Source organism: Phyllobacterium endophyticum (assembly GCF_003010935.1).
Taxonomy (GTDB): domain Bacteria; phylum Pseudomonadota; class Alphaproteobacteria; order Rhizobiales; family Rhizobiaceae; genus Phyllobacterium; species Phyllobacterium endophyticum.
Map to the genome: position 1 here is coordinate 1,039,486 of NZ_PGGN01000001.1, position 13,168 is coordinate 1,052,653.

General features: G+C 55.6%; 8 protein-coding genes. 5 read left to right on the forward strand and 3 right to left on the reverse strand.

Annotated features, from left to right (window positions below):
• Positions 1-3: 3 nt before the first annotated feature.
• Complete coding sequence (locus tag CU100_RS04845) at positions 4-921, forward strand: methyltransferase domain-containing protein (RefSeq protein ID WP_106715363.1); 918 nt, start codon at positions 4-6, stop codon at positions 919-921.
• On the opposite strand, the gene CU100_RS04850 is transcribed toward CU100_RS04845, so the two are convergent.
• The 3 genes from CU100_RS04850 to CU100_RS04860 form a co-directional block, all read right to left on the reverse strand.
• Complete coding sequence (locus CU100_RS04850) at positions 918-1,715, reverse strand: TIGR02186 family protein (protein WP_106715364.1); 798 nt, start codon at positions 1,713-1,715, stop codon at positions 918-920. The two genes, CU100_RS04845 and CU100_RS04850, sit on opposite strands and share 4 nt — an antisense overlap.
• The gene (locus CU100_RS04855) at positions 1,712-2,644 is read right to left on the reverse strand and encodes a sulfite exporter TauE/SafE family protein (RefSeq protein ID WP_106716013.1); all 933 of its coding nucleotides are present in this window, start codon (positions 2,642-2,644) and stop codon (positions 1,712-1,714) included. Before CU100_RS04855 ends, CU100_RS04850 begins: the two co-directional genes overlap by 4 nt.
• Positions 2,645-2,818: 174 nt before the next feature.
• Positions 2,819-6,115, reverse strand: a complete 3,297-nt coding sequence (locus tag CU100_RS04860; protein ID WP_245418916.1) for a peptidoglycan-binding protein — start codon at positions 6,113-6,115, stop codon at positions 2,819-2,821.
• A 436-nt stretch (positions 6,116-6,551) separates the two neighbouring features.
• Between CU100_RS04860 and CU100_RS04865 the strand changes: the two genes are divergently transcribed.
• From CU100_RS04865 to CU100_RS04880, 4 genes are all read left to right on the forward strand, one after another.
• Positions 6,552-8,345: an acyl-CoA dehydrogenase C-terminal domain-containing protein gene (locus CU100_RS04865; protein ID WP_106715366.1), complete on the forward strand. Its 1,794-nt coding sequence runs from the start codon at positions 6,552-6,554 to the stop codon at positions 8,343-8,345.
• A 70-nt stretch (positions 8,346-8,415) separates the two neighbouring features.
• A complete protein-coding gene (locus CU100_RS04870) occupies positions 8,416-9,588 on the forward strand; it encodes an acyl-CoA dehydrogenase family protein (protein ID WP_106715367.1) in 1,173 nt (390 codons plus the stop codon).
• 27 nt (positions 9,589-9,615) lie between these two features.
• Positions 9,616-10,824 (forward strand): acetyl-CoA C-acetyltransferase, encoded by a 1,209-nt coding sequence (locus CU100_RS04875; RefSeq protein WP_106715368.1) that lies wholly within the window; start codon positions 9,616-9,618, stop codon positions 10,822-10,824.
• A gap of 11 nt (positions 10,825-10,835) precedes the next feature.
• Positions 10,836-13,055 (forward strand): 3-hydroxyacyl-CoA dehydrogenase NAD-binding domain-containing protein, encoded by a 2,220-nt coding sequence (locus CU100_RS04880; RefSeq protein WP_106715369.1) that lies wholly within the window; start codon positions 10,836-10,838, stop codon positions 13,053-13,055.
• Positions 13,056-13,168 lie beyond the last annotated feature (113 nt).

The window sequence follows — 13,168 nt, forward strand, 5'->3', positions numbered from 1 at the left end:
ACCATGGAACGTGCATTCCTTTCTTCGGGCGATTTGATTGCCGATCGTCGCGCATCCTACGCTGATATGCTGTTCGAATCGGGCGATCACGTCGCGGCTGCCGATCTCATGCGGCAGGCGCTCGAGATAACGCCTGAGTGGACTGCAGGTCTGTTTCGTCTTGGTGAAATGCAGGAAACGGCTGGAGATGAGGGGGCTGCGGTAGTTGCCTGGCGTAAACTGCTGAAGCTTGATCCCGATGACCGCTTCGGCGCGGGATTGAAGCTCGCAGCGAGCGGGTATGCTGCCGTACCCGAAGCGCCGCCGCCGGCCTATGTAGAGACGTTATTCGACGCCTATGCACCAACGTTCGATAACGCCCTTCTGGAGAAATTGGACTATCGCGTTCCCGACTTGCTCGCGAAAGCCATCGAGGAGTCTGCACCAGACCGGCGTTACCAGTCGGTATTCGATCTTGGTTGTGGCACTGGCCTGATAGGTTCGCACATTCGAGAGCGCTGCGATTTCCTGGCCGGTGTCGATCTCTCGGATGCAATGCTGCAGAAGGCAGCCGACAAGCGAGTCTACGACAGTCTCACCAAAGGTGATGTCAACGAATTCGTGATGCCTCAGCGAAGCGTGGATCTCGTCATTGCAGCCGACGTATTTGTCTATGTTGGGGACCTTCACCGTGCTTTTGTCAACGTCCGGAGGGCTTTGACTCTTGATGGCTTGTTTGCATTCTCGGTCGAGACTCACTCAGGTGAAGATGAAATGATCCTGCAGCCATCGCTGCGCTATACCCATTCGGAAAGCTACGTGCATCGGCTTTTGTCCGAACATTCAATGTGCGTTGTGAGCATTCGTCGAGAGGATATTCGGCTTGATCGAGGGCAACCACTGTCGGGGCTCATTGTTGTGGCCGGACCTGTCCCGGGTTAGTCCTTGCGGAATATGAGCCGGCCCATCCAACCGGTGACAACTGCGAGGAATACTGCGAAGAACCCGTAAAGCAGGCTGTACTGATTGGCAGCGCGATAAATACGAAATTCGAGTCCCGCTTTGACGATGTTGAGGCTCGTTGCGCTCTCCCGTAGGAACTCACCATTGCGGAACAGGTATGCGCGTGCGACATGCTTGCCTACAGGCACATTGGCTGGCAGCGACAAGGTTGCCCGAAACAGTGTGGATGACAGGAACTGCACATCGCCCGGTCGTTGGTTGTAAAGCCGCTGCTTGAGTTTCAGCCGCGGGAGTTCCTTGGTGAACTCCTTGAGCGATTGACTGGACCCAAAGCCATCCGGCATCGGTTCGTAGTAAATATTGTTCACGCCGAGGCTCAACTGCCCGAATATCTTCGGAGACGCAATGTCCTGAAGGTTACGGGTTGATGCAAGCGAATAGGAGGCGGGGATATGTTGGAACGAGACAGATTCAGCATTGACCCATATTCCGAAGAATCTGTCTTTGCGCCGTACGACGAAATCCCGCGCTGGCCCCTCCAGAACGACCACGATATCGTATCTTCCTTGCCGCTGGATCAGCGGGTCGGCATTGTCGAGGGCACCGAATACGGTGAGATCTGTACCGCGGAAACCTGATGTAATCGCGATCGTGTCAGTGGACAATCCTATCTCGACCGTTTCCTTGTTGCCGGGCAACTGTTGCGCACCAGCTCCACCTACTGCAGCGAGCGCGAGGACCAATGTGAGGAACGCGGATGACAGGGCACTCATGACGAGCCTGAGGCGAGCGCAATGCTGATCGAATAAAGATCGTCCGGCGTAACGAAGAGTTCGATGGCAAGGCGCAGACCAACAGCCAATACCAGCATGGCCAGTAGCGCGCGCAACTGTTCGCCCCGCAGCTTCTGGCCGATACGCGCGCCATATTGCGCTCCGATCACACCCCCCGTCATCAGCAGCATTGCGAGAACTATGTCTACCGACCGGTTCGTGGTTGCCTGCATCACTGTCGTGAACGCCGTCACGAACACGATCTGGTAAAGCGACGTCCCGATGACGACATTGGTCGGCACCTTTAGCAGATAAATCATCGCCGGAACCATGATGAAACCGCCGCCAACGCCCATGATCGACGAGAGGAAACCGATGGCCCCGCCGAGCACCAGAACGGGAATGATGCTCACATAGATCTTGGATGCACGAAAGCGCATCTTGAACGGCAAACGATGCACCCAATTGTGCTGACCTGGCTTCTTCAGGTTAGCGAGCTGTCCAGCTCTTGTCCGCCGCATGGATTGAACGCTCTCATATAACATGAGGCCGCCTACCGTACTGAGGAATATGACGTATAGGAGCGAGACGATGAGATCGAGTTGTCCAAGTTCCCGTAACAGTACGAACACGTAAATTCCCAGCGCAGCCCCCGCGATACCACCTGCGACCAGCAGGGAGCCCAACTTGAAATCCAGCGTTCCCCGTTTGAAATGGGTTAGAGCGCCGCTGAATGACGAGGCGATAACCTGATTTGCGCCTGTAGCAACGGCTACTGCTGGCGGGATATTGTAGAAGATCAACAGAGGGGTGATCAGAAATCCTCCGCCAACACCAAACATGCCCGACAAGAACCCTACCGCCGCGCCCATAAAAAAGAGAACGAACACGTTGACCGAAATTTCGGCTATAGGCAGGTAGATACCCAATATGAACCCCAAACCCAATGTGGTGGCGGACACTAGCGCAATATCACATAACAGCTATTCTTTAAGGTTTCTTGCCCGGTAGAAGGTCCGGAGTCAAACTTTGACTAAAGCGGCCGAAGCACACCGGTTCAAACGCGAACCCGGCGTGTCGTAACCGCCATTTATCGCCAGAACCTAGCCATTTTTTTGGAGCAGGTTACGCACAAGGTCCTTATCGATACTGCCCGTCGGCTTCAGTCCATTGTCTTTCTGGAAAGCCATTATTGCGTCGCGCGTCTTGGAACCGATCTTTCCGTCCGAACCGCCAGCGTCGTAACCATGCTTGTTCAGGATCAGCTGGATATTCCGGATCGCCTTTTCCATGTCGATCGAACCTGTAGTGGTTTCGCTCTCCACCCACCCGTCAGGAACGTTCAAAGCATTGGCGTCGGGACTTAGTACTTTGGGTTTCCAAAGTTCAGTTGCCGCTTTCGCGCGCTCCAACTGCCCATCCGACATGGCCTTGGCGACGTCGTCTCGCTTCTGCGCCGCGTCTTTGTCGCCAGCAATGGCTGCAAGCGCAAACCACTTATAGCTCTCCTCGAGGTTCTGTGGCATGCCCACGCCCTTCGCCGAGAGAATACCAAGATTAAATTGGCTGTCCTTTACCCCAAGCTCGGCGGCCTGCGTAAACCAGCGGACAGCTGCTTCGTTGTCCGGCGCTGCGCCCTCAATTCCGCCAGCAAACAGAACTGCAAGATTGTGCATGGCACTGGCATTTCCCTGTTCGGCAGCAAGTTGATAATAGCTCTTCGCCTTCGCTAGATCGCGGGCGACGCCAAGACCCTTCTCGTAAAAATTGCCAATGCGGTATTGTGCCGGAGCAAAATCGCGTTCCGCTGCAAGGTTGTACCATTCGGCGGCTTTGGAATAGTCGCGGGTGACGCCTCGACCGTCCATGTAGCGGTTCCCGATCTCGAAAAGTGCCTTGCTGTCGCCAGCGGATGCAGCCACTCGGAGAGGCTCCGGCCCGGCTTCTACGGGGATTGAAGGAATGGCAGCAGTCGGTGCACTCACAGCAGCCGTTGGCGACCGTGAGGCATCGATCGTTGATGGTGTTGCCTGTTGCGTGGCGATTACAGCCTCGACGCTGGCAGGCGCTGGTTGGGACGCAGCCCGCTCCTGAGTTGCTCCATTCTGAACGGAAGCCGGTGCATCTGCCTGTCCCGCTGGCTGAGCTGACACACGCGATTCTGTTGCGGGTTGGGGTGCCGCAAGCTGGTCAATGGTCGGTGTGTCTGTCGCTGCCGGTTGATTTAAGAAGGCGTTCTTCAACTGCAGACCGGCGAGTGCGATCATGATTGCGCCTATCGCAAGCAGAATGGGTTTGCGATGGCGCGAGAAGAGGCCGGCTCTCCTAGTATCGGTTTCATCCGATGATACGTGTTTTTGACTTTCTACTTCCGACGTGGCCGCCTGGGCGGCGCGCCGAGCGGCGGCGATGAAATCGGCCTTGCCCGAGGATGCGTCGCCAGCAACCGGTACATCCTTGCGCTCATCGCGAACGCGCTTCAGGATTGAGTTGAGATCGGGCATGCCGGAACCAGGTTCAAGCGGGCGGTTGAGTATGTCCGAGTGGATGTTGAGCTTTCCGTCGGCCTCTCCACTCGCCCCGGCGAGATCAATCTCCGGGTCTTGAGGCAGGATTTCCTGCTTGTTCCGTGATTTGAGGCTTCGGGCGAGGCTGCCGAACAATGACTTCTTTTCGCTAGGCTCCACTGCTGACACTGCAGGGTCACCAGCGAGGGTCACTTCAGGTAAGGGTTCGGCGGTCTCAGAATGTGCGAGCGTATCGGGAGCAGGGCTAACATCCATAGCGGGATCGTAGGCAAGTGTAGCCTTCATCGCAGGCAATTCCGCGATGGATGTCTCCTCGGCGCGTGCCGCGATTGGTCTGTAAACGGGCATCGGGCCGTTTTCCAGCGAGGCGAGACGGTCAACGATCTTGAGCAAGGTGTCGTGAATTGCCTCGAATGTCTTGCTGTTTCGTTCCTCCGACTTACGCGCTAGTTTTTCGAGTGTCTTGAGGTCGTCGGCCAGTTCTCGGGCGATCACGCTATCATGTTCGCTGAAATTGCCAGTAGTGCGGATCGCCTCTGCCGCAGCATTGCGCGCAGCCTCTATCACGAAATCACGGTTTGCGGCCATGGATTCTTCGATCGCGTCGAGCCTGGGCGGGATCGCGGAGAGCTCTGCCTGACGATTGTTCGACTGAACCAGATGTTCGGCCAAACCGGCAATCTGTAACTCAAGGCTACGGATGGCGTGGTGCGTATCTTCAGTCTGAGGCAAGTTTTGCGCGATGTAGCGTGCCATGTCCTCAAAATGGGATTCGATTGTGTCGGTAAGGCGAATATCGCTGTTCTCGGTCATGACATGGTGGTCGTCGAGGCGGCGCGTCAATTCTTCAAAGCGCCGGTCAATTTTCTCAACAAAGGTGGGATCAGTCGCTGGCTGCGGCATGGTTTCAAGCTTCGCGATAATTTGCAGCACGCGGTCTTCCAAGTCGCGGAAGTCGGAGATGGTGATCGCAGCCGGCGCGCCTTGCAAATGGCGCATGACAGCCGCGAGTTGTTCCGACAAGATGTCTAGATTGATTGCTGGTTCTTTGCTCTGGGCGGTGAGGTGTTCGACACGTTCGGCAAGCTCTCCCATACGCTTGAGGATCGTATCGGAACTGCGCTCGCCAGAGGCAAGAGCCGCGATACGCGCCTCCAACCTTTCGAAAGCGTCGACTTCGGCCGGTTGGCTGAGGGTTGCCTGCGAGGTAGCAACGATGGCGCGGCTGATTTCGTCAAGGCGTTCATCGATCTGCTGCATATACTTGGCGGGCAGAGAGGCGTTGCTTACATGAGCCGAAGGGTTCCGTTGCGTAAACGTATCGAAGCGTTCATCGATCGCATCCCAACGATTGCCGAGGCTTTGCAGTGATTCTTCGCGGGCCAGCAGATTGACGGTCCGTTTCAACTCGTCGAGGTCTCCACGCAGGAAGGAAAGGTGACTGGCCTCGGGCCGGCTCGCGGAAGCACGGTTGAACAGTCGATCGTTTGATGAAGTTGACTGGCTGAGCCGGCCAATCGTTTCGTTGTGAGGCTCTGCCTGGTTTATGGACGCTTTGACTTCCTTCTCCGTCTCCTCGCGGAGCTGCTTGAGTTGAGCAGCAACCGCCGAGAGGTCATACTTGGGTAATCCCGAAACCTGCGCTGCGGGAACGTGACGGGGTGCAGCCAATTGACCTGCGCGTGAGGCGAGGGCAGCAAATCGGTCAGCAATATCCTCGTTGTCAGAAAAATCGTCACTCCTTGGCTCAATCGCAGTACGCAACTGTCGTTCAAGATCCTCAAGGGTACGGTTGAGACTATCCAGCGACGTAGCATCACGGCGTGCGCGATTCACATTGACCTGTTCCATTAGTGACCTCTGGTTTGTCATGGACGTCTGCTGCTCGAGTTGCCGCCACCGGCGGATGGAATTTCATTGCTCTGGGGAAACGGCCGGTAACGCTATGCGCGTCGGGCCAAACCGGAGAGCGCGAGGCTTGCGCCCCATGCGATCCGACAAGCCGTGAAAAACAAAATCACACATAGACACGGTTCACCGTCATCGTGACATTGGCGAAACGTGGTAAACAACTGGTTAAGAGCTCGGTGGAAAAGGTTAAATTCATGCATCCAGTCTGGAACTCGATAGCGGATGTCAGATCCAGAGCGTCGGCGCAATTTCGGAAGCCGACAACGCGAGAATGGGTTGAACACCGAATGATTTTTCAAGATTGACGTTTACGCAAACGTCAAAGTTTGATAGGGTCGACAACATCTCAACGGCGCCCTTGCTTGCGTGCCGTTTTTGCTATGTTTGGAGGAAGCTGATGCCGAGCTATCGCGCGCCTGTTGACGACACGCTGTTTATCTTGAACGATGTTCTCGGTTTTCAACGTTACGGTAATTTGCCTGGGTTCGGTGATGCATCGCCAGATATCGTCGAGGCCGTCCTCGCTGAAGGCGCAAAATTGGCCGAAAATACGTTGTTCCCCGTAAATCAGGTAGGGGACCACGAAGGCTGCATTCGACACGAGGATGGCTCGGTAACGACGCCAAGGGGCTATAAGGAAGCGTTCAATCAATATCGCGAAGGCGGCTGGGTTGGCCTCGCCGTGCCACAGGAATTCGGCGGCCAAGGTCTGCCCTATGCTCTCCACGTGGCTGTTGGCGAATACATGGCCTCCGCCAACATGGCGCTGGTCATGTATCCTGGCCTCACGCAGGGCGCGATCGCGGCTATCCTGACCCACGGCACCGACGAGCAGAAGCAGACATACCTGCCGAAGATGACCGAAGGTGCATGGACAGGCACCATGAACCTGACGGAACCGCATTGCGGGACTGACCTTGGTCTGCTGCGCTCCAAGGCAGTACCGAACGCTGACGGCTCATACAGAATATCGGGCCAGAAGATTTTTATCTCGGCCGGCGAACACGACATGGCCGAAAATATTATCCATCTGGTGCTCGCGCGCATCGAAGGTGCGCCGGAAGGTACAAAGGGCATTTCGCTGTTCATCGTGCCCAAGTTCAATATCGACGAAAATGGCAATCCAGGAACACGCAATGGCGTCTCCTGCGGCTCCATCGAAGAGAAGATGGGCATTCATGGCAATTCGACCTGTGTCATGAATTATGACGAGGCGACCGGCTATCTGATTGGTGGAGAAAACAAGGGCCTCCGTGCCATGTTCACCATGATGAATGAAGCACGGCTTGGCGTCGCGCTGCAAGGCCTGTCGATTGGCGAAATTGCCTATCAAAACGCTGCTGCATATGCGCGTGAACGCGTACAGGGACGCGCACTGACGGGTCCGAAAGAACCAGACAAGAAGGCCGATCCGATCATCGTTCATCCGGACATTCGTCGCATTCTCCTGACGATAAGGTCGTTCAATGAAGCCGGCCGGGCTTTCATCCTTTGGTCTGCATTGAAGTCGGACGTGGCGCATCGTTCTTCGGACGAGAGCGAGAAGCAACTGGCCGATGATATTCTCGGACTGATGACGCCTGTTCTGAAGGGCGTGCTGACGGACAAGGGATTCGAGCACGCATGCATGGCACAGCAGGTTTTCGGCGGCCACGGCTACATCGAAGAGCACGGCATGAGCCAGTATGTGCGCGATGCGCGTATCGCGATGATTTATGAAGGCGCAAATGGTATTCAAGCCCTTGACCTTGTCGGCCGCAAGCTCGGAGCCAACGGTGGGCGCGCAGTCATGGCTTTTTTCAAGGAAGTTGGTGACTTCTGCGAAGAGAACCGCAGCAACGAGAAGCTATCCTTCTTTACAAAGCATCTGAAAAAGGGACTTAACGATCTGCAAGCCGCTTCCATGTGGTTGATGCAAAATGGTATGACGAACCCGGATAATGCCGGTGCTGCCTCCACCGATTACATGCATCTCTTCGGACTGGTTGCATTGGGGTATATGTGGGCGCGCATCGCCGATGCGTCACAAGCCAAGCTTGCCGAAGGTGCCGACAACGAGGCGTTCTACGAAACCAAATTGGTCACGGGCAAGTTCTTCATGGAACGAGTCATGCCGGAAACGGCAGCGCATCTGGCCAGAATTCAGAGTGGGGCGGATACGATGATGGCGCTTGCAGCGGAAGCCTTCTAAGCATCCGTTGACGCTGACTTGGGGCCGCAGGCTTCGCGGCTTCTCAAATTTTGATCGCGGGAGGATTGTTATGGGTCTGCGACCTGAAGAAGTTCTTGGTGTTCCAATACCCGACTGGAAGACTGACGATGTCGTGATGCTGCAAGAGATGGCAACAAAGTTTCTCGAAACCGAGGTGCTGCCCCACTATGATCGCTTCGAAAAGCAGGAGATTTTCGACCGTTCTGTTTGGGAACTCGCCGGCAAAAACGGGCTTCTCTGTGCCTCCATGCCCGAAGAATATGGCGGTGCCGGTGGAACCTACGCACATGAAACCGCAATTCTCGAAGCGATCAGCCATGTCGGCGTCGATGGCTTCGGCATAGCACTGCATAATTCCATCGTAGCTCCTTATATCTTGCACTATGGTTCCGAAGACCAGAAACAGAGATGGCTGCCGAGGATGGCGACGGGAGAACTGATTGGCGCCATTGCCATGACTGAGCCAGGCGCCGGTTCCGATCTTCAAGGTGTCAAGACGAGCGCCAGGAAGGACGGCAATCATTACGTCATCAACGGGTCGAAGACCTTTATTACCAATGGACAACTCGCCAACCTTGTCGTCGTCGTCACCAAGACCGATCCGGCACAGGGCGCAAAAGGCACGTCGCTTTTCATTGTGGAGACGGATGGACAGCAGGGTTTTGAGCGGGGCAGGAATCTCGACAAGGTTGGCTTGAAATCGAACGACACATCCGAGTTGTTCTTCAATGAAGTTCGGGTTCCCGCGTCCAGTCTACTAGGCACGGAGGAAGGCCAGGGCTTCGTCCAACTCATGCAGCAATTGCCACAGGAACGGCTTCAGATCGGCGGCACTGCTATCGCCATGGCGGAGCGCGCGATCGCGATTACTTCAGATTACGTCAAGGATCGCAAGGCTTTCGGCAAGGCGGTGATAGAGTTCCAGAATACGCAATTCAAACTGGCCGAGCTCAAGACAGAAGCGACGATTGGCCGGGTGTTCTACAACCATTGTGTCGAGCGTCATTTGAATGGTGGGCTCGATCCCATGACGGCCTCGATGGCCAAATATTGGTTGACTGATTTGCAGAACAAGGTGGTCGATGAATGCCTGCAGTTGCACGGCGGCTATGGCTATATGAATGAATACCCGATTGCCCGAATGTTCCGCGACGCGCGCGTCCAGCGGATCTATGGCGGGACCAACGAAATCATGAAGCTTTTGATCGCCCGCAGCCTCTGAGCTGTGGATTTTGACAGGGAGTATATAATGGCTGACGCATATATTTACGATCACGTCCGCACGCCGCGCGGCAGGGGTAAGAAGGATGGCAGTTTGCACGAAGTGCCCGCCGTTCGTCTGGGCGCCCATGTTCTGGAAGCGCTGCGCGATCGCAACGGTCTCGACACGGGATTGGTCGATGACATTATTTATGGTTGCGTCGATCCTGTGGGCGAAGCGGGTGCGGTCATCCCCCGCTCCTCCGCTTTCGAAGCAGGGTATGATTTCAAGGCGCCTGGCATGCAGATTTCGCGCTTCTGCGCATCGGGCCTGGATGCGGTCAATTTTGCCGCTGCCAAGATCGTGCAGGGCGCCGATGATATCGTTATCGCAGGCGGCGTCGAATCCATGTCGCGCGTCGGCATGGGCATGTCCGGGGGCGCCTGGTATATGGACCCGTCGGTTGGCTTGCCAGGTTATTTCATGCCGCAGGGCGTTTCCGCTGATCTGATTGCAACCAAATATGGCTTTAGTCGTGACGACGTTGACGCCTATGCGGTAGAAAGCCAAAAACGGGCCGGCGAGGCGTGGAGCAAGGGTTACTTCAAGAATTCCGTGTTGGAAATCAAGGATCAGAATGGATTGATGATCCTCGATCGCGACGAGCATATGCGCCCGACTACGGATATGCAGGCCTTGGCATCGCTCAATCCGTCTTTCGTCATGCCCGGTGAGATGGGTGGCTTCAATGCCGTCGGCATACAGGCGCATCCGGAAGTCGAGGCAATCAATCATGTGCATCATGCGGGCAATTCTTCCGGCATTGTCGACGGCGCAGCTGGTGTGTTGCTGGGGTCCAAAAGCGCTGGCAGGTCTCTCAATGCCAAGCCGCGCGCGCGTATACGCGCGTTCGCCAACATCGGATCTGATCCGGCGCTGATGTTGACGGGGCCAGTCGACGTAACTGAAAAATTGTTGAAGCGGGCCAAGATGAAAATCTCGGATATCGACCTGTTCGAATTGAACGAAGCTTTCGCCGCGGTGGTTCTGCGCTACATGCAGGCCTTCGACATCCCTCGGGACAAGATCAACGTAAACGGTGGTGCGATAGCGATGGGGCACCCGCTTGGTGCTACAGGCGCGATGATCCTTGGAACCGTTCTTGATGAGCTGGAGCGCCGAGACCTCAATGTTGCACTTGTAACGCTTTGCATTGGTGCCGGCATGGGCACTGCAACGATCATCGAACGCGTCTGAGGGGAAGAAATATGACCTATACAAACTTCAAACTTGATGTAGACGCGGACGGCATTGCCCTTGTGACCTGGGATATGCCCGATAGGTCCATGAATGTTTTCACCGAAGAGGTGATGAAGGAACTCGATACCATTGTTGATCGCGTCACCAAGGATGATGCCGTCAAGGGCGCCGTTATCACCTCTGGCAAGGACACGTTCTCGGGTGGTGCGGATCTGACCATGCTCAAGCGCATGTTCCAGCTCTTTCATGACGAAAAGGCAAGGGACCAGAAGAAAGCAGTTGAGCTTCTATTCGAAAACACAGGCAAAATGGGCGGCCTTTTCCGGAAGCTCGAAACAAGCGGAAAGCCTTGGGTCTCGGCAATCAATGGAACCTGCATGGGCGGTGCATTTGAGATGTCACTCGCCTGCCATGGACGTGTGGTCTCGGATGATCCTGCAGTGAAGATGGGACTACCTGAAGTAAAGGTCGGCATTTTCCCCGGTGCCGGCGGCACACAGCGCGTCCCACGACTTACGAACCAGCAAGACGCGTTGCAGATGATGACAACAGGTTCCAGCCTGACAGCCTCGCGTGCGAAGGCGATGGGACTGGTACATGAAGTTGTCCCGGCCAAGAAGCTGGTTGAATCAGCCAAGAAGATGATCAAGGCAGGTCTGAAGCCGGTGCAACCGTGGGACGAGAAGGGCTTCAAGCTTCCAGGTGGCCCGATTTACTCAGCTGCGGGCGCAAATCTCTGGCCGGCCGCCACGGCGATCCTGCGCCGCGAGACCTATGGCAATTATCCGGGTGCAGCGTCGATTCTCAAATCGGTGTATGAGGGCCTGCTCGTGCCGTTCGACACGGCGCTCAAAATCGAGCAGCGCTATTTCACCAAGATTTTGCAGACGACCGAAGCCGGGATGATGATCCGTTCGCTATTCGTCTCCTTGCAGGAGCTGAACAAGGGCGCGCGACGTCCAGCCGATATCAAACCGACGAGGCTCAAGAAAATCGGCGTCGTGGGTGCCGGCTTCATGGGCGCAAGCATTGCGTACGTCACCGCCAAGGCGGGTATTCCGGTCGTGCTGCTCGACCAGAGCGTTGAAGCAGCAGAAAAGGGAAAAGCCCATTCTGCCGATCTCATCACCAAAGAGATGCAAAGGGGCAAGGCGACCGCCGAAGAAAAGGACGTGCTGCTTGGTTTGATCACGGCGTCCGCCGACTATGCCGATCTTGATGGGGCGGATCTTGTCATCGAGGCAGTGTTCGAGGACCGCGAAGTCAAACGAGTGGTGACAGAAAAGGCGGAAGCGGTGCTGAAGCCTGCGGCGATCTATGCCTCTAATACTTCGACCTTGCCGATCACCGGGCTTGCCAAAGCTTCGAGCCGTCCCAAGAACTTTATCGGCATTCACTTCTTCTCGCCCGTCGACAAGATGATGCTGGTTGAAGTCATTCTAGGTAAGAAGACTTCCGACAAGGCGTTGGCCGTGGCGCTCGATTTCGTGCGGGCCATCAAGAAAACTCCAATCGTCGTCAATGATACGCGCGGCTTCTATGTCAACCGTTGTGTCCTACGCTACATGTCCGAATCCTATAACATGCTGATTGAAGGCGTTCCTCCGGCCATGATCGAGAATGCCGCCCGCATGGCCGGAATGCCGGTCGGCCCCCTGGCTCTCGGCGACGAAACCGCGATAGATCTGGCTCAGAAGATCATGAAGGCAGCGGTGGTGGATCTTGGCGAGAAAGCTGTCGATCCACGCCATATTGAGCTGGTCAACACGCTTGTGGATAAATATGACCGGCGCGGACGCAAGAATGGCAAAGGTTTCTATGATTATCCTGCGAAGCCTGCCAAAAAGCATCTATGGCCCGAGTTGAAGACCCTGTTCCCACAACAGGACGCTGACAAGATTGACGTCGAGGTGCTGAAACAGCGCTTCCTCTTTACGATCGCTCTCGAAGCGGCACGCGTCATGGAGGAGGGTATCGTCACCGATCCGCGTGAGGCCGATGTGGGATCAATCCTGGCCTTCGGTTTCGCACCTTATACGGGTGGAACGTTGTCTTATATCGATGGCATGGGTGCAGCAAAGTTTGTGGAAATCGCCAAAGGGCTGCAGCGCAAGTACGGCGCCCAATTCAGGACGCCCAAGCTCTTGCTCGAAATGGCCGAAAAGGGTGAAACTTTCTACGATCGTTTCAATCCCTACTCCGTCGAAGGCAAAAAAGAAGCTGCGTGAGAAAATCAAAGCGGGGAGGAGTTAGTCTTCTCCGCTTACACCAGCGGAGAAGCGAAAAATGAGAAAGTTTTCCGTAATTTTGCTCGACTTTTGCAGAGGACCTTTATAAAACA